Raw genomic sequence first — 19,500 nt, 5'->3', positions numbered from 1 at the left:
GGACCAGTACAGCAGGCAGTGCGCCCAAGGGGGAAGTGGAACGATGAGCCAGGACGGCGCACAAGGCCGCTATGCGGGCCGGTCGGTCGGCGGTGGCCGGTATCAGCTGCGCGACCTCCTCGGCGAGGGCGGCATGGCCTCCGTGCACCTGGCCTACGACAGCGTGCTGGACCGCCAGGTCGCCATCAAGACCCTGCACACGGAGCTCGGGCGCGAGGCGTCCTTCCGCGAGCGCTTCCGGCGCGAGGCCCAGGCCGTCGCCAAGCTCACACACACCAACATCGTCTCGGTGTTCGACACGGGCGAGGACGACCTGGACGGGTCGACCATGCCGTACATCGTCATGGAGTACGTCGAGGGCCAGCCGCTGCGCTCCGTGCTCGACACCGACGTCCGGCAGCACGGCGCGATGCCCACCGAGAAGGCGCTGAAGATCACCGCCGATGTGCTGGCCGCCCTCGAGGTCAGCCACGAGATGGGCCTGGTCCACCGCGACATCAAGCCCGGCAACGTGATGATGACCAAGCGCAACGTGGTCAAGGTCATGGACTTCGGCATCGCGCGGGCCATGCAGTCCGGCGTCACCTCCATGACGCAGACCGGCATGGTCGTGGGCACTCCGCAGTACCTCTCGCCCGAGCAGGCGCTCGGCCGCGGCGTGGACGCCCGCTCCGACCTCTATTCGGTCGGCATCATGCTCTTCGAGCTGCTGACCGGGCGGCTGCCCTTCGACGCGGACTCCCCGCTGGCCATCGCGTACGCGCACGTCCAGGAGGAACCGGTCGCGCCGTCCACGATCAACCGCTCGATCCCGCCGGCCGTCGACGCGCTCGTCGCCCGGGCGCTGAAGAAGAACCCGAACGAGCGCTTCCCGAGCGCCGAGTCCATGCGCGACGAGTGCGCGCGCGTGGTGGGCACCGCCCAGTCCGCGGCCTCGCCGATGATCGTCGCGGGCGGCGCTCCGCCCCGCAGCGGCGCGGGCGTGGGCTCCGCGGTCTTCCCGCCGGTCGACCAGCAGGCGCAGGCGCCGGGCCCGCAGGGCGTCCAGATGCCGTACCAGCCGCCCGCCCAGAGCCCGTACAACGGCGGCTACGGCCCTTCCACGCCCCCGCCGGGCCCGGGCTACCCGGCCCCCGCCCAGTCCTTCCAGGGCGGCCCGAGCGGCCCCGGGACCCCTCCGCCGTACGCGACGCCCGCTCCGATGCCGGGCAACGGCGGCGGCAGGAGCAACAAGCCGGTGCTGATCGGCTCCGCCGTGGTCGCGGTGCTCGCCGTCATCGGTGTGATCGCGGCGATCTCGCTGAACGGCGGCGGCGGTGACTCCGGCAACCAGGCGAAGGAGTCCCGGTCGGCGGCACCGGTGGCCGGTTCCGGCGGCGGGTCCGCCGGGGGGTCCACCTCGGGCGGCGGCACCGGCGGCACCGGTGGCACACAGGCGCAGCACAAAGAGGGCGACAAGACGAAGACCATCGACAAGCAGAAGTGCACCAACGCCTACGACTACTACAACGACAAGACGAAGAAGTCGGCGCCCAACTTCAGCTACTTCTACATCGATTCGGTCAAGGCGTGCCTGCAGGCAGCGGGCTGGAAGTACCGCGTCGACGTGCAGCCCGAGAACACCTGGGGCAAGGGGACGGTGCTCAGCCAGACCCCCAAGGAGGGCGACCCCTTCGACCCGAAGTCGCCGAGCGACGAGTTCGTGCTGACCGTGTCGACGGGTGACCCGGCCTCGTAGCGGCCCGACCGCGGCGGATGCGCGTGTGCCCGGTACGTCCTTGGTGGACGTACCGGGCACACGCGCATCCGTGCCGCCGACGGACTAGAGATACGGGCCGGAGCGCGCGCCGCCGTGCTGGTGGCCGCCGCCCTCCTCGTCGTCCCCCAGGACGCCGGGCGGGAGTGCCCTGCGCATCTGCTCCAACTGCGCCCGTGCCGCCATCTGCTGGGCGAACAGCGTGGTCTGGATGCCGTGGAAGAGCCCCTCCAGCCAGCCGACCAACTGTGCCTGCGCGATCCGCAGTTCGGCCTCGGTGGGGATCGTCTCGTCGGTGAAGGGGAGCGACAGGCGCTCCAGCTCCTCCACCAGCTCGGGCGCGAGGCCGTCCTCCAACTCCTTGACGGAGCTGTGGTGGATCTCCTTGAGGCGCACACGGCTCGCCTCGTCCAGAGGAGCGGCCCGTACCTCCTCCAGCAATTGCTTGATCATGCTGCCGATGCGCATGACCTTGGCGGGCTGTTCGACCATCTCCGTCACCGGGACCTCGCGCGACTCGTCGTCACCCTCCCCGCCGCCGGGGCTGGCGCTGCCGAGAGCCATGCCGTCCGGGCCTACCACCAGGACCTGCGGGCTCTCTTGCGACCGTTCGTTCCTCGGCATATCCATGCCGCCATTCTCTCGCACAGGTGATTTCCCCCTGTTGATGCCCCCGTACACGCCTGATCCACCGTGCCACACGCCCCGCCGCGCGCCCCTTTTTCACTCCGCTTTTTCACTCCGCGCGCCGTTCGGGCTTCCGCTCCGCGCCGGACGGACCGGCACGAGCGCGGTCAGAAGGAGCCGCGCGGCCCGCCCTCCGCCCAGGCCACACCCTCACCCGGCCCGCCGCAGCCTCAGCGCGATGAAGCCCAGCCCCAGGCCGGTGAGCATCATCCCCGTCCCCAGCGGCAGTACGCGCATGACGCGGTCCCCGTACGCGGCCTGCCCGCCGCCTCGACCGTCCGCTCCGGAGCCCCGCCCGTCGTCCGGCACCGGACGCGTACCCGGGTGCCGTGGCCGCGCCGCGTCCGCCCGTCCGCGCGTCCGCTGTGTCGCGGACGGGGACGCGCCGGGCACGGGCTCACCGGACGCCGTCTCGTCGTCCGCCTCGGACTCCGAGTCGTCCGAGGGCTCCTCCGAGGGGACCGGGTCGGTGGCCCGCCCCGGGTGCGTACGCCCCTCACCGGCGGCGGTGCCCGCGAGCCGGCCGTCACCGCCCGGAGGGGCGGGCGGGGGTTCGGAGGGATAGACGAACGGCGGTGCGGGCGCGAGGTTCGCCCTGCCGTGCGGCGCGTTCGCGGGCGCCTTGGGCGGCGATGCCTTGGCCACGCCGCGCGGTGCGCGTCCGTTGGCCGGCAGCACGGGCGACGCTGCGGGCGACAGGGAGGGAACCGCGGCGGGTGAGACAGAGGGAAGAGCCGTGGGTGGGGCGAAGGGGCGTACGGGTGGTGACGGGGCGGGGCGCCCGGCACACTGCGCGCCGGGCGCGGTCGCTATGAGCGCTGCCATGACCGCCGCCGTCGAGGCGGCGCGGGAGGCCGCCCGTATTCCACCGTTCACGCCGCCGCCCTCCGCCCGAGCCGCCGCCCCCACGCCAACAGCCTCACCCTCACACGCACTCCGCCGTCCGGCGCGTGCGAGCGGCCAAGCGGGTGACGGGCGAGGGAAGGCGGCCGGGGAAGGCGGGCGGCCGCGGCCATGCGCGATCGGCATGTTTACCGGCACTCTCGCGCTTAATGCCGACGCTTGATGCCGACGGCCCACGCGTCAGGTCAGGTGGTCAGCAGCACCTTCCCGACGTGCGTGCTCTCCTCCAGGACGCGATGGGCCTCCGCGGCTTCCCGGAGCGGCAGCGTGCGGTCGACCACGGGCCGTACACGTCCTCCGGCGATCAGTGGCCAGACGTGTTCGCGTACGGCCGCCACGATCGTCGCCTTCTCCGCGAGCGGGCGGCCCCGCAGCGAGGTGCCCATCACGGCGGCCCGCTTGGTGAGCAGCGCGCCGATGTCCAACTCGGCCTTGCGGCCGCCCTGGAGGCCGATGATGACGAGCCGGCCGTTGACGGCGAGGGCGTCCACATTGCGCGCGAGGTACTTCGCGCCGACGATGTCGAGGATGACGTCCGCGCCGACGCCTCCGGTGACCTTGGCGAGTTCCTCGACGAAGTCCTGCTCGCGGTAGTCGATGAGGATGTCCGCGCCCAGCTCCCGGCAGCGTTCCAGCTTGTCCCGGCTGCCCGCCGTGACGGCGACGCGCGCGCCGACGGCCTTCGCCAGCTGCACGGCCATCGTCCCGATGCCGCTGCCGCCGCCGTGGACGAGCAGGGTCTCACCGGGGCGCAGGTGCGCGACCATGAAGACGTTGGACCAGACAGTGGCCGTCACTTCGGGCAGACCGGCCGCGGTGACCAGGTCCATGCCCTCGGGCACGGGCAGCAACTGACCGACCGGCACACAGACCTTCTCGGCGTACCCGCCGCCCGCCAGCAGCGCGCAGACCTCGTCGCCGACCGCCCATCCGCTCACGCCGGGGCCGAGCTCGGCGATCCGGCCGGAGCACTCCAGGCCGGGGTAGGGGGAGGCGCCGGGCGGCGGGTCGTAGAAACCCTGTCGCTGCACGACGTCGGCGCGGTTGACGGCGCTGGCCACGACATCGACCAGGACCTCTCCACTGCCGGGGACGGGATCGGGGACCTCGGCCCAGACGAGGGCCTCCGGCCCGCCGGGCTGGGGGATGGTGATCGCATGCATGCTCGCGAGGCTACTCCCGGGTCCCCCCGCCGATCCCGGAACATGGGGCGCATGGCAACAAACCCGCAACGCCCGGACGCCCGGAAGGCGCCCACCTGGCTCTCGCTCTTCCGCTCGCTCTGGCACCGCACCCGCGGCGAGGCCGAGGACGACGCGGAGGCCGGGCGTTCCATCGTGATGCCCGTCCAGAACGTGGCGGCCCCGCTGCGGCAGGTGCTGCGTCGGCTGATCATGGCGCTGCTGGTGCTCGGTGTCACGACACTGCTGGTCTACGCCGACCGCGAGGGCTACCACGACAACGCGGACGGCGCGGTCGGCTTCCTGGACTCCGCCTACTACGCGACCGTCACCCTCTCGACGACGGGCTACGGCGACATCACACCCGTGAGCGACGGGGCGCGGCTGACGAATATCTTCGTGGTCACGCCGTTGCGCGTGTTGTTCCTGATCATTCTGGTCGGTACGACCCTGGAAGTCTTGACCGAACGGACGCGCCAGCAAGTGCGCATTCACCGCTGGAGGTCGCGGATGCGAGATCACACCGTCGTCGTCGGATACGGCACCAAGGGCCGCCACGCGATCGAGACCCTGATCGGGCAGGGCAAGCCCAAGGACAAGATCGTGGTGGTCGACCCGCAGAAGAAGGTCGTGGACGCGGCGTCCAGCGACGGCCTGGTGGGCGTCCTGGGCGACGCGACCCGTTCCGACACCCTGCAGCGCGCCGAGCTGCCGCGGGCCTCGCAGGTCGTGATCTGCACCGAGCGGGACGACACGGCGGCCCTGGTGACCCTGACGGCGCGCCAGCTCAACAAGCAGGCCACGATCGTGGTGGCCGTCCGGGAGGACGAGAACGTGCCGCTGCTGCGGCAGAGCGGCGCCAACACAGTTGTGACGAGTTCCAGCTCGGCGGGCCGGCTGCTCGGCATGTCGATGGTGAGCCCGCACGTCGGCACGGTCCTGGAGGACCTGCTGACGTACGGCAACGGCCTGGACGTCGTCGAACGCCCGGTCACCAAACGCGAGGCGGGCCGCTCACCGCGGGACTGCGAGGACCTGGTGGTGGCGGTCGTACGCGGCCACCGGCTCCTGCACTTCACCGATCCGGAAGCGGCGACGCTCCACCTCGCCGACCGGGTGATCACCATCCAGACGGCGGGCGTGGGCGAGGCGGGCTGAGCCCCCGTCAGACCGCCGCAGGTGCCTCCCAGGGGAGGCTCAGCAGGCCCACCGTGTCGCCCGGTGCCGCGCCACCGGGCGGGACGACGGCCAGCGCGTCCGCCGCGGCGAGACCGCGCAGCATGGCGGGACCGTGGAAGGCCAGAGGCCGTACGCGGTCACCGGGCAGCCGCAGCACGGGCATCAGGCGGGTGTCCATGGGGTGCCCCTGTGCGGCCTCGGCGAGAGTCGCCCGCGTGCGGGTCGGGGCGGGGCGGCCGGAGAGCGTCCGCAGCAGCGGCTCCGCGAGGGTCAGCAGGCCCGCGACGGCGGCCAGCGGGTTGCCGGGGAGACCGACCAGGTGCCGGCCGGGCGCGAGCCGGGCCAGCAGCATGGGGTGGCCGGGCCGTACGGCGACACCATCGACCAAGAGCTCGGCGCCGACGCGGCGCAGGGTGGGGTGCACGTGGTCGACGGGGCCGGAGGCCGTGCCGCCCGTGGTGAGCACCAGGTCGGCGTCCGATGAGGTGACGGCCTCGTGCAGGACGTCCGCGTCGTCGCCGAGGCGCCGGGTCGCGATCACCTCGGTGCCGAGCACGGCGAGCCAGGGGCCGAGCATGGGCCCCAGGGCGTCCCGGATCCGGCCGCCCTGGGGCAGGCCCTCCCGGAGCAACTCGTCGCCGAGCACGAGGACCTCGACGCGGGGCCGCCGGATGACGCGCAGCCGGTCGTAACCCGCGGCGGCGGCCAGGCCCGCCACGGCCGGGCTGACGGTGGTGCCCTCGGGCAGCAGGTGGTCGCCGTGGCGGCACTCCTGGCCGCGGGGGCGGATGTCCTGTCCGTGGGTGACGCGGCGGGTGGCGTGCAGCTCTCCCTGGTCCGTCGCCTTGCCGTGCTCGCTGCGCAGGACGGCGGTGGCGCCCGGGGGGACGCGGGCGCCGGTGGCGATGCGGACGGCGTGCCCGTCGCGGAGCGGTGCGGCACCGGAATGGTCGGCTCCGGCCAGGACGTCGCTGTCGCCCTGGGGTGGTGGCAGCCGCCAGGGGCCGGGGCCGGAGACCGCCCAGCCGTCCATGGCCGAGGTGTCGAAGGAGGGGAGGTCGGTGAGGGCCTCCAGGGGCTCCGCCAGCACCTGCCCCAGGGCTTCGCCGAGTGGCCGTTCCTCGGCGGGCAGCGCCTCGGCCGCACGGGCGGCGGTCAGGTGGGCGCGCGGCCAGGGCGTGGCGGAGTGGGGCCGCGGCGAGAGGTGCTCAGTCATGGGGGTGCCGGACGGGGAGTGGGGTGACGGGTGGGGTGACGGGTGGGGTGACGGGTGGGGTGACGGGTGGGCCGGCTCGCCGAAGGACCCGGGCTCGGAGGAGGAGTCGTGCTCCGAGACGGGCACGGCTCGGGAAGCGGGCTCAGGGGAGGCGGCGGAAGCGGAAGGGCCGGGAGAGCAAGAAGCGGGAGGGCAGGAAGCGGAGGAGGCGGATTCACCGAAGGGGTCGTCGGCGAAGAGAAACTCGTAATCGCGTGCCGGGGAACCGTTGCCGCGGATCCCGTCCGTCGAAGTGCCGACACGACCGCCGCCGACCACGCTGCTTCCTATCGGCATCTCGCCGAAGGGGAAATATGCGGTGGGGGTTTCATCGTCATGGAATGTCGCGGCCGGTGGCGCGGCAGGGCCGTTGTCGTGACCGTCGGTCCGTCGGTCACGGGCGAACAGTGCCAGCGCCTCCGCGGCGGCCCGGTCGAGCGCGGAATCCGCGTCCTTGTCGGTCATTCCGACTCTTCGGCCTCGTCGTCGGACCGAGGGTCCTTGTCGCCGGGCCGGTGTCCCTGACCGCCGGCCGGCCTGCCCGGTGCCGTCGTCGCGGGCCGCCCGGCCGGCGCGGCCCCTCCAGGGCCCTCCGCCTCCTCGGCGGCCCAGCGCTGGGCCAGTGCGACCGCCTTGCGCGTGAGCTCTGCGACGGCCTCGGGGCCTCCGCCCCGCTGCGCGGCCGCGTAACCGACCAGGAAGGTCGTCAGGGGCGCGGCGGGGCGGGCCACACCGTGCGCGGCGTCGCGCGCGAGATCCAGAAGGGCGGCCGTGTCGACATCGAGATCGATGCCGAGCTCGGCCTTGGCAGCGGTGATCCATTCATCCAGCACCCTCCCATCGTCCCTGATGCGCGCGCGGGCGGCGGCGACGTCCTCCCAGGTGTCACAGTCGAACGAGGCGTCCGGGTGCGGAAGGCGGCCGAGCGACAGCTCGGCCGTGAGCAGCCGCAGCGGGAGCCCGGACAGCGAGCCGTACTCGGCGGCGAGCAGCGCCAGTTCACGGCGGAGCGACTCCGTCCGGTAGGCCGCGACCAGCGGCTGGTCGCGGCCGCCGGGGTCGGCAAGCAGGACACCTTCCACCGCGGAGCCCCTGCGGGCGACCTCGCGGAGCAGGGCCCGTACGGTCTCGGCGCGCAGGAACGGCAGGTCGGCGGAGAGCACGAGCGTGGTGGCGGCGGCCGTGTGCCGGAGCCCCGCGTCGAGCGCGGCGAGCGGCCCGCCGCCGGGAGGCTGCTCGCGCGCCCACCGCACGGCCCGTACGGTCGGACGGCGCGGCCCGACGACGACGGTGTCACCGGCATCGGCGCACGCGCCCAGGACCCGGTCGAGCAGCGTGCGACCGCCCACACTCAGGGCGGGCTTGTCCGCGCCGCCCAGTCGGCCGGCCGCACCTCCGGCAAGCACTACGGCGTCATAAGCAGTCACCCGTCGAGTATGGCCGCTCGCGCACCGCCGTCCGCTGCTGTCATCCCTTCACAGGGAGCGCAGCAGCACCGCCGGGCGCTCGATGCAGTCGGCCACGTAGCGCAGGAACCCGCCCGCCGTGCCCCCGTCGCAGACCCGGTGGTCGAAGGTGAGGGACAGCTGCACCACCTGCCGGACCGCCAGCTCTCCTTCCCGCACCCAGGGCTTCGGCGCTATCCGGCCCACACCGAGCATCGCCGCCTCCGGGTAGTTGATGATCGGCGTGGAGCCGTCGACCCCGAACACCCCGTAGTTGTTCAGCGTGAACGTGCCTCCGGTCAGCTCGGCCGGGCTGAGCGTGCCCGTCCGCGCCGCCTCGGTGAGCCGGGCCATCTCCGCCGACAGCGCGACGACGTTACGGGTGTGGGCCTCCCGCACGACGGGGACGACGAGCCCGCGCTCCGTCTGCGCGGCGAAGCCCAGGTGCACGCCCGGCAGCCGCACGATCTCTTGGGCCTCGGTGTCCACGGTGGCGTTCAGCTCGGGGAACTCCGCCAGAGCCGAGGTGCAGATCCGGGCCAGCAGGGCGAGCAGCGAGACCTTGGGCGCGCCGCCCGAGTTCATCGTCCGGCGGGCGGCCAGCAGTTCGGTGGCGTCGGCGTCCACCCAGCAGGTGGCGTCCGGGATCTCCCGGCGGCTCCTGCCGAGCTTCTCCGCGACCGCGCCGCGCACTCCGCGCAGCGGTATCCGCAGCGCCTCGGACTCCAGGTGCCTCCCTGCCGTGGCGACGCTCCGGAGGCCCGTCTCCCGCCCTTCCCGCCGCTCCGCCGCCGCCCGTTCGACGTCGGCTCGCAGGATCAGGCCGTCGGGGCCGCTGCCACGCACCTGGGCGAGGTCGAGCCCACGCTCCCGCGCGATCCTCCGGACGAGCGGGGAGATCACCGGCCTGGCCACCGGAGCGGTCGTCCCGGGCACCTCGGGTGCCATGTCTCCTGCCGGCCTCCGCCGGTCGCCGACCGGCGTGCGGAGCCGGCGCCGCCGGGCCGCGGGAGCCTGGGTGCCATAGCCGACCAGGACGTTCCCCGAGCCTTCCGGCGTGCTGCTCCCGGCTCCCCCGGCATGTCCGTCACCCTCCGGCCCCACCGGCGCAGGGTCACCCACCGCCACGGTCAACAGCGGTGCCCCCACCGGGAGCTCGGCCCCCTCCTCCCCGAACCGGGCCGTCACCACGCCGCCGTAGGGGCACGGCACCTCGACCATGGCCTTGGCCGTCTCGACCTCCACCACGGGCTGATCGACGGCGACCACGTCGCCCACCTTCACCAGCCAGCGGACGACCTCCGCCTCGGTGAGCCCCTCGCCCAGGTCCGGCAGCCTGAATTCGCGCACCACGGCCATCAGCGCCCACCCCTCTCGCGCCCTGTGGACGTCCATTCCGATTCCCATTGCAAGCGCGCGACGGCGTCCAGCACCCGGTCCACGCCGGGCAGATGGTGCTGCTCCAGCATCGGCGGCGGGTAGGGGATGTCGAACCCGGCGACGCGCAGCACCGGGGCCTCCAGGTGGTGGAAGCACCGCTCCGTGACCCGTGCGGCGATCTCCCCTCCAGGGCCGCCGAAACCGGCCGACTCATGCACGACGACGGCCCTGCCGGTGCGCCGTACGGACGCGCAGACGGTCTCCTCGTCGAACGGCACCAGGGACCTCAGGTCGACGACCTCGAGGTCCCACCCCTCCGCGAGCGCCGCCTCGGCCGCCTCCACGCAGACCGGCAGGGACGGCCCGTAGGTGATGAGCGTCGCGGACGAACCCGGGCGCCGGACGACCGCGCGTCCGATGCCGGGCACCGTCTCCGGGTGCGCGGCGTCCCAGTGGTCCTTCGCCCAGTAGAGCCGCTTGGGCTCCAGGAAGATCACCGGGTCGTCGGAGGCGATCGCGGCGCGCAGCAGTCCGTAGGCGTCGGCGACGGTCGCCGGGGCGACCACATGGAGGCCCGGTGTCGCCATGTAATACGCCTCGGAGGAGTCGCTGTGGTGCTCGACCCCGCCGATCCCGCCGCCGTACGGCACCCGCACCGTGAGCGGCATCGGTACGGCCCCGCGCGTGCGGTTGCGCATCCGGGAGACATGGCTGATCAGTTGCTCGAACGCGGGATAGGCGAAGGCGTCGAACTGCATCTCCACCACCGGCCGCAGCCCGTACATGGCCATCCCGACCGCCGCCCCGAGGATGCCCGCCTCGGCCAGCGGTGTGTCCGTGCAGCGGTCCTCGCCGAATTCCTTGGCCAGCCCGTCGGTGACCCGGAAGACGCCTCCCAAGGTGCCCACGTCCTCGCCGAGGACGTGGACGGACGGATCGTCGGCCATGGCGTCACGCAGCGCCCGGCCGAGCGCCTGTGCCATGGTGGCGGGCTTGTGGCCGGCCCTGACAGCCGCCGTGGTCATCACTGCGCCCCTTCCTGAGCGCCGGACTCCCCGGCGGCGGCGAGCTCGGCCCGCAACCGGTCGGCCTGCTCGCGCAGTTGGGCGGTCTGCTCGGCGTAGACATGGGTGAAGAGCTCCAAAGGGTCCAGGACGGGGTCCTGGTTCATCCGGTCGCGCAGATCGGCGGCCAGCCGTTCAGCGGCCTCCCGTTCGGCCTCGATCACGGCCGCGTCGATCAGCTTCCTGCTGGTCAACTCCCGTTCCAGCAGGTCGATCGGGTCGTGCGCGCGCCAGGTCTCGACCTCGGAGTCGGAGCGGTAGCGCGTGGCGTCGTCCGCGTTCGTATGGGCGTCGACGCGATAGGTGACAGCCTCGACCAGAGTGGGGCCCGCGCCGCCGCGGGCGCGGCGGACGGCCTCGGCGAGGACCTCGTGGACGGCCGCGACGTCGTTGCCGTCGACCAGCCGGCCGGGCATGCCGTAACCGACGGCCTTGTGCGCGAAGGAGGGCGCGGCGGTCTGCTTCGCCAGGGGCACCGAGATCGCGAAGCCGTTGTTCTGCACGAAGAAGACGACCGGGGCCTTCCAGACGGCGGCGAAGTTGAGCGCTTCGTGGAAGTCGCCCTCGCTGGTGCCGCCGTCACCGACCATGGCGAGCGCGACGACGTCGTCCCCCTTGAGCCGCGCGGCGTGCGCGAGCCCGACCGCGTGCGGCAGCTGGGTGGCCAGCGGGGTGCACAGGGGCGCCACCCTGTGCTCGTGCGGGTCGTATCCGGTGTGCCAGTCACCGCGCAGCAGCGTCAGCGCCTGCACGGGGTCGATCCCGCGGACCACGGCCGCGAGGGTGTCGCGATAGCTGGGAAACAGCCAGTCCCGCTCCTCCAGGACGAGCCCGGCGGCGACCTGGCACGCCTCCTGCCCGGTGGAGGAGGGATAGACCGCCAGCCGGCCCTGGCGGGTGAGGGCGGTGGCCTGGCCGTTGTACCGCCGGCCGCGCACCAGCTGGCCGTAGAGCCGCTTCAGCAGCCCGGGATCCAGCCCGGCGGCCGCGTCGGTGCCCAGCAGGCGGTACGGCTCCGTGTCGGGCAGCAGCGGCGCGGGGTCGGTGCGGGGCTGCCAGGCAGGGGGCGGGACGGGCCGGTACGAGCCGGGCTGCTCCAGAACCGTCATGACGAGCACCTCCTTTTGGGCGGGCTTGACCGGCCGCACGGCTCAGCGCGCCGCACGCCCTCCCTACCGATTGTTCGGTCGTCGGCACATTTTGGCTACAGGCGGCCCGACCCTGTGGACAAACGGTTCTCCACAACCTGAGATATGGACAGGACGTCCACGAAGGGGAGGCGGGGCGGTATGCCGGACGAACAGATGGCCTTCTCGGGCGGCAAGCCACCCGCCCGGCCGCTCGACGAGATCGACCGCGCGATCCTGCGGATGCTCCGCTCCGACGGCCGCGCCTCGATACGGTCCGTATCGGAGCGGGTGCACGTCTCGCGCGCCAACGCCTACGCCCGGATCAACCGCCTCATAGACGACGGGGTGATACGCGGCTTCAGCGCCCGGATCGACCAGGAGCGCGCGGGGCAGAGCGCCTCGGCGTACATCACGCTGAAGATCGTGCAGAACTCCTGGCGCACCGTCCGCGAAAAGCTCCGGGCGCTGCCCGGGGCCGCCCATATCGCCCTGGTCAGCGGGGATTTCGATGTCCTGCTGCTCGTCCACACCAAGGACAACCACGCGCTGCGGGAGCTGGTGCTCACCCGCATCCAGGCCATGGACGAGGTGCTCAGCACCCGCACCCTCCTGGTCTTCGAGGAGACGGACCTGGAGGAGGGGCGGGTGCCGGGGGAGTCCTGACAGGTCAGCCGGTGGTGCGCAGCCCGGCGAAGGCCGTGCGGACCACCGCGTCGGCCACCTCGTCGCTCGTGGCTCCGCCTCGCTCCGGGCGGTACCACTCCACCACGGAATTGATCATCCCGAAGAGCAGCCGGGTCGCCAGCCGGACGTCGACGTCGGCCCGCAGGTCACCGTCGGCAGCGGCCCGCTTCAGCAGCTCGACGACCTGGTGGTCGAACTCGCGGCGCCGCTCCATGGCCCAGCGCTCGGTGTCCGTGTTGCCCCGCACCCGCAGCAGCAGCGTCACGTAGGGCAACTCGTCCATCAGGACTTCGACGGTCCTCCGGGTGACGTACTCCAGCCGCTCGATCGCCCGCCCCTCGACGGCGCGCGGCTCCTCCAGGACGGCGAAGAGCCCGTCCAGGGCGCGGCTTATCGCGAGCCGGAGCAGCTCCTCCTTGCTCTTCACATGGTGATAGATGGAGGACTTGGAGATTCCGGCCGCCTTGGAGAGGTGCTCCATGGACGTGCCGTCGTAGCCCCGCTCGTTGAACACCCCGACGGCGACCGCGAGCAGCGATTCGGGCGTGTAGGTGTCGCGCTTGGCCATGGTCATGATTACAGCAGGCTCTCTTCGACGGCTGCACGGCGGAGCAGCGGCTGGGACGGCGCGTAGCGGCCGTCGGGGTACGCGGAGTGCAGGTTCCGCAGCATCCGGCTCACTCGCGCCGGGCCGAGGATCCGGCCCCACTCCAGCGGGCCGCGCGGGTGGTTCACGCCGAGCCGCATGGCGACCTCGACGTCCTCCGGGCTCGCGACGCCCCGGCCGACGGCGTCCTCGGCGAAGTCGACGAGCATGGCGACCGTACGGGCCACGATCATGCCCGGTGCGTCACCGATGACGCTGACCTGCTTGCCGAGCGCCTGGAACAGGCCGGTCGCCGCCCGTACGTCCGCCGGGGAGGCGGTCACGGAGGGCGCGAGGGCGACGCGGGCGCAGGTGCGGTAGTCGAGGGCCAGGTCGAAGTGGATCCGGGCGCCGGCGAGCTCCGTGGTGGCCGGGCGGCCCTGGGTGAGGGAGAGTTCCGTGCCGCCGGGGAGAACGAGATATCCCTCGGTGCCGGGCCCGGGGACCTCGGTGACCGTGATGCCCGCTTCCCGGATGAGGTCGGCCAGTGCCGCGCAGGCACCGGGAAGCCGTCCGTGGACAGTGATCTCAGCGGGCGCTTCGCACGCCTCCTCGGTGCGCGGCAGCGGCCGCTCGGCTCCGGGCGTGTGGTCGTACCAGCCGTGGCCGCTCTTGCGGCCGAGCAGCCCGGCCTCCACGAGCCGGCGCTGCGCGAGTGAGGGCCTGAACTTCGGATCGTGGAAGAACGCCTCATGGACCGAACGGGTGACGGCTTCGTTCACATCCTGACCGATGAGGTCGGTGAGTTCGAAGGGGCCCATGGGGAAGCCGCCGCTCTCGCGCAGCACGGCGTCGAGGGTCGCGGGGTCGGCGGCCCGCTCCTCGTGGAGGCGGAACGCCTCGGCGTAGAAGGGCCTGGCGATGCGGTTGACGATGAAGCCCGGGGCGTCGGCACAGCGCACAGGCTTCTTTCCCCAGGCTGCCACGGTGTCGTACGCCCGCTCCGCCGATGCCGCGTCGGTGGCGAAGCCCCGGACGACCTCCACGAGCGGCAGCAGCGGTGCGGGGTTGAAGAAGTGCAGGCCGACGAGACGGCCGGGCAGCCTGAGGGCACCCGCGACGGCGGTCACCGACAGGGACGAGGTGTTGGTGGCCAGCAGGCAGTCGTCAGGAACGACCGATTCCAGCTCCGCGAACAGCTTCTGTTTGGCGGGCAGTTGTTCCAGAATCGCCTCGATGACGAGCGCCGAGTCGGCGAGGTCGTCCAGTCGCGCGGCGGGACACAGACGGGCCAGCGCCGTGTCGCGGCCGGCGGCCGTGAGCCTGCCCTTCTCCACGAGGCGGTCGAGGCGGGCACCGATGGCCCGGGCGGCCTCGACGGCCCGCCCCTCCACCGTGTCGTACAACCGCACACCATGGCCCGCCACCAGGGCGACCTGGGCGATTCCCTGGCCCATGGTGCCGGTTCCGACGACTGCGACGGTCGCGTTCGGCTCGATTGCGGTCATGCCGGTGATCCTCCCCGATGAGTTGTCCACAGGTTCGCCGGGCCCCCTTGTCCCGACCGATCGTTCGGTTACTGTATCTACCGGGGGGAGTTCCCGGCCTCCCGAAGCGTCCCGCCCGCGCTCTGTCGCCCGTAGCCTGTCGCCCCATCCGAGCCCAGCTCGACGAGGAGTTGGTCAGCCGTGACCGCCGGACCCAGCACCGCCCAGTTGATCGAGAAGCACCTCCCGACGCTCGACCAGGCCCTGGACGCCATCCGCACGCGCGTCTACTGGTCCCCCTTCCCCGAGCACCCGAAGGCGTACGGCCCGGAGGGCGCCGTGCCCGGCAGCCTGGGCGCCGCCGAGGGCCAGGCCGCCTTCGAGGCGCTGCGCGGCAAGCGCTTCGAGCTGGACCAGCCGGGCTCGGACGGCTGGGCGGGCTCCGAAGTCTCCCCGTACGGACCGGAGCTGGGCATCGAGTATCCCCACCCCGGCGTCGAGGCACTGCTCCCGGCCATGCGCGCGGCGATGCCGCAGTGGCGCGAGGCGGGTCCCCAGGCGCGGGCCGCGGTCTGTCTGGAGATCCTCGCCCGGATCAACGCCCGTACGCACGAGTTCACCCACGCGGTCATGCACACCAGTGGTCAGGCGTTCATGATGGCCTTCCAGGCCGGTGGACCGCACGCTCAGGACCGCGGTCTGGAGGCCGTCGCCTACGCCTTCGCCGAGCAGGTCCGCACCCCGGGGTCGGCCGACTGGTCCAAGCCGCAGGGCAAGCGCCCACCGCTGGAGCTGCGGAAGGGGTTCACCGCCGTGCCGCGCGGCATCTCGCTGCTGATCGGCTGCAACACCTTCCCGACGTGGAACGGCTACCCCGGCCTGTTCGCCTCCCTGGCCACGGGCAACGCCGTCCTGGTCAAGCCGCATCCGCGCGCCGTGCTGCCGCTGGCCCTGACGGTGCGCGTCGCGCGGGAGGCGCTCCGCGACGCGGGCTTCTCCCCCGACCTGGTCGCGCTGGCCGCCGAGCGCGACGGCGAGGGCATCGCCAAGTCCCTGGCCGTGCGCCCGGAGATCCGCATCATCGACTACACCGGCTCCACCGCCTTCGGCGACTGGCTGGAGGCCAACGCCCGCCAGGCGCAGGTCTTCACGGAGAAGGCCGGGGTGAACACGGTCGTCATCGACTCCACCGACGACTACAAGGGCCTGCTGAGCAACCTCGCCTTCTCGCTGTCCCTCTACAGCGGCCAGATGTGCACCACCCCGCAGAACTTCCTCATCCCGCGCGACGGGATCACCACGGACGCGGGGCCCAAGTCCTACGACGAGGTGGTGGCCGACCTCGCCGCCGCCGTGGACGGCCTGCTGGGTGACGACGCCAGGGCGAACGCCCTGCTGGGCGCGATCGTCAACGACCAGGTCAAGGAGCGCCTCGCCGCCGCCGCGCAGCTCGGCGAAGTCGCCCTCGCCTCACGGGCGGTGACCAATCCCGATTTCCCCGACGCCACGGTGCGCACGCCTGTGATCGTCAAGCTGGACGGCGCCAAGCCGGATTCCGAGGCGGCCTATCTGTCGGAGTGCTTCGGCCCGGTGTCCTTCGCAGTGGCGGTGGACTCGGCGGCGGACGCCGTCGAGCTGCTGCGGCGCACGGTGCGGGAGAAGGGCGCGATGACCGTCGGCGCGTACACCACCTCGCCGGAGGTCGAGCGGCTGGTGGAGACGGCCTGCCTGGAGGAGTGCGCCCAGCTCTCCCTCAATCTCACCGGTGGGGTGTACGTCAACCAGACCGCCGCCTTCTCCGACTTCCACGGTTCCGGCGGCAATCCGGCGGCCAACGCGGTGCTGTGCGACAGCGCGTTCGTCGCCAGCCGCTTCCGCACGGTGGAGGTGCGGCGTCCGGTCTAGGCCGTGCGGGCGGGGCAGTTCTGGCCGCCACGCAGGGTGCCGGTCAGCACCGCTGTCCAGGCCGTGCGGGCGGGGGGGCGGATCCCGCCGCGAGCGGTGGGCGGGCCTCAGCCCAGAGGCCGGTCCGTGCCCGGCCCGCCCCAGTGGAAGAGGGCCATGGCGACGCTCGTCGCGAGGTTGTAGCTGGAGACCTGCGGCCGCATGGGAAGGGCGACCAGCCGGGTCGCCCTCTCCCGCAGGTCGGGCGAGATGCCGTGCCGCTCGGAGCCGAAGGCGATGAGCGCCTCGTCCGGGAAGTCGACGGACCGGATGTCGTCGCCTTCCGGATCCAGCGCGAAGATCGGGCCGGGCGGCAGTTCGGGCAGCGGCAGCCGCTCGACCGCGGTCGCGTAGTGCAGGCCCGCGCCGGCCCGTACGGCGTTGGGGTGCCACGGGTCCATGTCACCGGTCGTGACCACACCCGTCGCGCCGAAGCCCGCGGCGAGGCGGATGACGGCACCGACGTTCCCGAGGTTGCGGGGGTTGTCCAGCACGACGACGGGTGCGAGGCGCGGTGCCCCCGACAGGATGTCGAGGTTCTTCCGGCGGCCCGGCCTGACCGCCAGCGCCGCCACACCCGTGGGGTGGACCCGGGGCAGCAGCTCCCGCAAGCTCCGCGCGGGGATCGCGACGAGCCGCTCGGCGAGCTCCTCGGTGAGATCGTCGGCCAGCTCGGCGGCGAGCGCCAGCGTGGCTTCCCTGTCGGCGCAGACGGCCAGCCGCACGTCCGCACCGAAGCGGAGCGCGTGTTTCAAGGCGTGGAAGCCGTCGAGCAGTACGGCGTCAGGGGCGAGCTCGCCCCACTGTCGTACGGCGGCCACGGCTTCGTCCTCGGTCATGTACTCAGCCTACGGTCCCGCCCCGGGCGGGCCGCCCCCGCTCAGCCGACGAGGCTGCGCGGGCTCTCCTCGTCCTCCCGCTGCGACGGGATCGAGGCCGCGTGCGCGGGCAGCAGCCGGTCGCGGGCCCGCCCGGCGAGGGCGCCGACGCGCCGAAGGAAGGAGGTGGGCAGGAAGACGGCGTCCGCCACGATCATCGCCAGCGAGAAGAAGGGCAGTCCGAGGGTGACGGCGATGCCGAGGTGCTCGCACATCATCACGGCCAGCAGGACGTTCTTGGCCCGCCGGTTCAGCAGGGTGAACGGGAACGCGACCTGCACCGCCACCGTGCCGTAGCTGAGCAGCAGCACGATGACGCTGTTGCCGCCGAGGACGTCGGAAAGCTCGGGCCAGGGCGAGAAGTAGTCGAGGTGCAGCGGGTAGTAGAGCGCCGTGCCGTCCTGCCAGCGTGACCCCTGGATCTTGTACCAGCCGGCCGTGGAGTAGATCAGGCAGACCTCCGCCATGATGACCAGCAGCGCCGCGTTGTGCGCCAGGTTGGCGAACGTGTCCAGGACCGTGCGCGGCTCCCCGGGGGCGTAGCGCCGGACGCACCACCACAGGCCCTGTACGAGCCAGAGCCCCCAGAAGACGGCGGCCCAGCCGAGGCCGGGAAGCGGGCCGTCGGCCGTCCAGGACATCCGGCTGGGGCCGAGGGCCTGCGTGACGGCCAGCGCGAGGCCGCAGACGGCCCACAGCAGGATGCCGGTGACGTCCAGGTCGGCACCTGGACGCGTTCCGCCGGACTGTCCCGTGTCGTCAGCCGCTCCGGTCCGGCGGCGGGCGCGCCGGGCGTCGAGGGACCACACCAGTCCGCAGCGGGTGAGGACGGTGTAGAGGGCCAGCAGGTGAATGACGTTGTCGCCGCCGTCGCCGAGGAAGACGCTGCGGTTCTGGAGCGACAGCACACCGATCATGAACAGCACGGACATGGTCCGCGTCCGCCACCCGAGCATCAGCAGGGCGCTGGACACGATGGCGAGGGCGTAGACGGTCTCGAACCACAGGGTGCCGTCGGACCAGACGAGCGCGGTGAAGGCGTGGTTGTCGGCAGTGAGCCGACGGGCCATGTCCCAGCTCCACGGGCCGTCGGGCCCGTACATCTCATGGCGGTTGGGCCACTCGCGGAGCAGGAAACACAGCCAGGCGAAGGAGATGCCGATCCGGATCACGGCCGTCTGATGGCGGCCGAGCGCGGAGCGGGTGACGCGGTCGATGCCCCGGGCGAGCGGGGCGAGGGGGGCGCTCACCGGTTCTTCGCCTCCGGGAGGTCGGCGGTGGTGACCGGCCACCAGCTGAGCACGCGGTACGCGGGTTTGGTCTCCGCCTTCTCGTCGCTCCAGGGCGGCGGCGCGACGGCGCGGGTCATGGACCGCACCTGTACGCGGTCGACCGGCCGTCCGTCGCGCTCGCTGCCGAGCCGGAGCAGGACGATGCGCCGTATGTACTGCTCGGAAAGGTTTCCGCGCAGGCCGTTGGGCTGCTCGCGGGCGTCGTGCGTGCTCACGTAGAAGTCCCAGGCGCGCCGCACCTCGTTCTGCTGGGTGTGGCTCGGGAAGAGGTTGTGATGTATCTCGGCACCGTCCTGGGCGGAGAGGTCGATCCACGGGGTGAGCACCGACCGGCCGTCCTGGCCGCGCAGCTCGGCGCGGGCCTGGACGGCGATGTTCTGCTGGAGGGGGTTGGGAGCGAAGAGCTTCCAGTTCTGCTCGAACTCCGGGTAGATGTAGTCGCCAATGGCCGCCGCGTGCTGCTTACTGACCGCGTTCGGCGGTGCCACGTGCAGGAACACCATCGCCAGATGCACCGCGGTGGCCACCGTCACGACGGCGACGCCGAGGGCGACGGCGACGCGCGCGGGCAGGGACAGCCCCGCGACGGAGCCGGCCCGCTCGTCGTGCTCGTCATCCGTCTCCATGTCCCGCCCCGATCCTGCGTGCT

At 72.6% G+C, this 19,500-nt stretch carries 17 protein-coding genes; 4 read left to right on the top strand and 13 right to left on the bottom strand.

Going from position 1 to position 19,500, the window contains the following annotated elements; all coding sequences use genetic code 11:
• Nucleotides 1–43 precede the first annotated feature (43 nt).
• The gene (locus AB0435_RS00910) at nucleotides 44–1,738 is read left to right on the top strand and encodes a protein kinase (protein WP_366425866.1); all 1,695 of its coding nucleotides are present in this window, start codon (nucleotides 44–46) and stop codon (nucleotides 1,736–1,738) included.
• Between the two features lie 84 nt (nucleotides 1,739–1,822).
• Here AB0435_RS00910 and AB0435_RS00905 read toward each other — a convergent pair whose 3' ends face one another.
• From AB0435_RS00905 to AB0435_RS00895, 3 genes are all read right to left on the bottom strand, one after another.
• Nucleotides 1,823–2,386 carry a bacterial proteasome activator family protein gene (locus AB0435_RS00905; RefSeq protein WP_366002099.1) on the bottom strand — a complete coding sequence of 188 codons (564 nt, stop codon included), beginning with the start codon at nucleotides 2,384–2,386 and terminating at the stop codon, nucleotides 1,823–1,825.
• 207 nt (nucleotides 2,387–2,593) lie between these two features.
• On the bottom strand, nucleotides 2,594–3,319 hold the full coding sequence (locus AB0435_RS00900) for a hypothetical protein (protein WP_366425865.1): 726 nt from the start codon (nucleotides 3,317–3,319) through the stop codon (nucleotides 2,594–2,596).
• Between the two features lie 212 nt (nucleotides 3,320–3,531).
• On the bottom strand, nucleotides 3,532–4,509 hold the full coding sequence (locus tag AB0435_RS00895) for an NAD(P)H-quinone oxidoreductase (RefSeq protein ID WP_366002101.1): 978 nt from the start codon (nucleotides 4,507–4,509) through the stop codon (nucleotides 3,532–3,534).
• 51 nt (nucleotides 4,510–4,560) lie between these two features.
• On the opposite strand from AB0435_RS00895, the gene AB0435_RS00890 reads away from it, so the two are divergent.
• Nucleotides 4,561–5,685, top strand: a complete 1,125-nt coding sequence (locus tag AB0435_RS00890; protein WP_366002102.1) for a potassium channel family protein — start codon at nucleotides 4,561–4,563, stop codon at nucleotides 5,683–5,685.
• A gap of 7 nt (nucleotides 5,686–5,692) precedes the next feature.
• On the opposite strand, the gene AB0435_RS00885 is transcribed toward AB0435_RS00890, so the two are convergent.
• From AB0435_RS00885 to pdhA, 5 genes are all read right to left on the bottom strand, one after another.
• A complete protein-coding gene (locus AB0435_RS00885; protein ID WP_366425864.1) occupies nucleotides 5,693–7,048 on the bottom strand; it encodes a molybdopterin molybdotransferase MoeA in 1,356 nt (451 codons plus the stop codon).
• A 374-nt stretch (nucleotides 7,049–7,422) separates the two neighbouring features.
• Nucleotides 7,423–8,388 (bottom strand): NTP transferase domain-containing protein, encoded by a 966-nt coding sequence (locus AB0435_RS00880; protein WP_366425863.1) that lies wholly within the window; start codon nucleotides 8,386–8,388, stop codon nucleotides 7,423–7,425.
• A gap of 48 nt (nucleotides 8,389–8,436) precedes the next feature.
• Nucleotides 8,437–9,765, bottom strand: a complete 1,329-nt coding sequence (locus AB0435_RS00875; protein WP_366425907.1) for a dihydrolipoamide acetyltransferase family protein — start codon at nucleotides 9,763–9,765, stop codon at nucleotides 8,437–8,439.
• On the bottom strand, nucleotides 9,765–10,811 hold the full coding sequence (locus AB0435_RS00870) for an alpha-ketoacid dehydrogenase subunit beta (protein WP_366425862.1): 1,047 nt from the start codon (nucleotides 10,809–10,811) through the stop codon (nucleotides 9,765–9,767). Before AB0435_RS00870 ends, AB0435_RS00875 begins: the two co-directional genes overlap by 1 nt.
• Nucleotides 10,811–11,959, bottom strand: coding sequence for a pyruvate dehydrogenase (acetyl-transferring) E1 component subunit alpha (pdhA, locus tag AB0435_RS00865; protein WP_366425861.1), 1,149 nt, complete (start codon nucleotides 11,957–11,959; stop codon nucleotides 10,811–10,813). Before pdhA ends, AB0435_RS00870 begins: the two co-directional genes overlap by 1 nt.
• Before the next feature lie 180 nt (nucleotides 11,960–12,139).
• Between pdhA and AB0435_RS00860 the strand changes: the two genes are divergently transcribed.
• Complete coding sequence (locus AB0435_RS00860; RefSeq protein ID WP_366002108.1) at nucleotides 12,140–12,643, top strand: Lrp/AsnC family transcriptional regulator; 504 nt, start codon at nucleotides 12,140–12,142, stop codon at nucleotides 12,641–12,643.
• Nucleotides 12,644–12,647: 4 nt separating this feature from the next.
• On the opposite strand, the gene AB0435_RS00855 is transcribed toward AB0435_RS00860, so the two are convergent.
• Complete coding sequence (locus AB0435_RS00855) at nucleotides 12,648–13,238, bottom strand: TetR/AcrR family transcriptional regulator (protein ID WP_366002109.1); 591 nt, start codon at nucleotides 13,236–13,238, stop codon at nucleotides 12,648–12,650.
• A gap of 2 nt (nucleotides 13,239–13,240) precedes the next feature.
• Nucleotides 13,241–14,758, bottom strand: coding sequence for a 3-hydroxyacyl-CoA dehydrogenase (locus AB0435_RS00850; RefSeq protein WP_366002110.1), 1,518 nt, complete (start codon nucleotides 14,756–14,758; stop codon nucleotides 13,241–13,243).
• A 180-nt stretch (nucleotides 14,759–14,938) separates the two neighbouring features.
• Between AB0435_RS00850 and paaN the strand changes: the two genes are divergently transcribed.
• Nucleotides 14,939–16,642: a phenylacetic acid degradation protein PaaN gene (gene paaN / locus AB0435_RS00845; protein ID WP_366425860.1), complete on the top strand. Its 1,704-nt coding sequence runs from the start codon at nucleotides 14,939–14,941 to the stop codon at nucleotides 16,640–16,642.
• Between the two features lie 107 nt (nucleotides 16,643–16,749).
• On the opposite strand, the gene AB0435_RS00840 is transcribed toward paaN, so the two are convergent.
• From AB0435_RS00840 to AB0435_RS00830, 3 genes are read right to left on the bottom strand one after another with little or no spacing between them, the layout of a single operon-like run.
• Nucleotides 16,750–17,520, bottom strand: coding sequence for a TrmH family RNA methyltransferase (locus AB0435_RS00840; RefSeq protein ID WP_366425859.1), 771 nt, complete (start codon nucleotides 17,518–17,520; stop codon nucleotides 16,750–16,752).
• Between the two features lie 41 nt (nucleotides 17,521–17,561).
• Nucleotides 17,562–18,809 carry an HTTM domain-containing protein gene (locus tag AB0435_RS00835; protein WP_366425858.1) on the bottom strand — a complete coding sequence of 416 codons (1,248 nt, stop codon included), beginning with the start codon at nucleotides 18,807–18,809 and terminating at the stop codon, nucleotides 17,562–17,564.
• The gene (locus tag AB0435_RS00830) at nucleotides 18,806–19,477 is read right to left on the bottom strand and encodes a DUF5819 family protein (RefSeq protein WP_366002114.1); all 672 of its coding nucleotides are present in this window, start codon (nucleotides 19,475–19,477) and stop codon (nucleotides 18,806–18,808) included. Before AB0435_RS00830 ends, AB0435_RS00835 begins: the two co-directional genes overlap by 4 nt.
• Nucleotides 19,478–19,500 lie beyond the last annotated feature (23 nt).

The organism is Streptomyces sp. NPDC051173 (assembly GCF_040689515.1).
In the GTDB taxonomy this organism is placed as follows: Bacteria; Actinomycetota; Actinomycetes; order Streptomycetales; family Streptomycetaceae; genus Streptomyces.
The sequence above is the reverse complement of the archived record's forward strand: the minus strand, read 5'-3'. Positions and strand labels throughout refer to the sequence as shown.

Coding starts and splice junctions, on each gene's coding strand:
- AB0435_RS00910 (WP_366425866.1), top strand. CDS start 44: ATGAGCCAGGACGGCGCACAAGGCCGCTATGCGGGCCGGTCGGTCGGC.
- AB0435_RS00905 (WP_366002099.1), bottom strand. CDS start 2,386: ATGGATATGCCGAGGAACGAACGGTCGCAAGAGAGCCCGCAGGTCCTG.
- AB0435_RS00895 (WP_366002101.1), bottom strand. CDS start 4,509: ATGCATGCGATCACCATCCCCCAGCCCGGCGGGCCGGAGGCCCTCGTC.
- AB0435_RS00890 (WP_366002102.1), top strand. CDS start 4,561: ATGGCAACAAACCCGCAACGCCCGGACGCCCGGAAGGCGCCCACCTGG.
- AB0435_RS00875 (WP_366425907.1), bottom strand. CDS start 9,765: ATGGCCGTGGTGCGCGAATTCAGGCTGCCGGACCTGGGCGAGGGGCTC.
- AB0435_RS00870 (WP_366425862.1), bottom strand. CDS start 10,811: ATGACCACGGCGGCTGTCAGGGCCGGCCACAAGCCCGCCACCATGGCA.
- pdhA (WP_366425861.1), bottom strand. CDS start 11,959: ATGACGGTTCTGGAGCAGCCCGGCTCGTACCGGCCCGTCCCGCCCCCT.
- AB0435_RS00860 (WP_366002108.1), top strand. CDS start 12,140: ATGCCGGACGAACAGATGGCCTTCTCGGGCGGCAAGCCACCCGCCCGG.
- AB0435_RS00855 (WP_366002109.1), bottom strand. CDS start 13,238: ATGACCATGGCCAAGCGCGACACCTACACGCCCGAATCGCTGCTCGCG.
- AB0435_RS00850 (WP_366002110.1), bottom strand. CDS start 14,758: ATGACCGCAATCGAGCCGAACGCGACCGTCGCAGTCGTCGGAACCGGC.
- AB0435_RS00840 (WP_366425859.1), bottom strand. CDS start 17,520: ATGACCGAGGACGAAGCCGTGGCCGCCGTACGACAGTGGGGCGAGCTC.
- AB0435_RS00830 (WP_366002114.1), bottom strand. CDS start 19,477: ATGGAGACGGATGACGAGCACGACGAGCGGGCCGGCTCCGTCGCGGGG.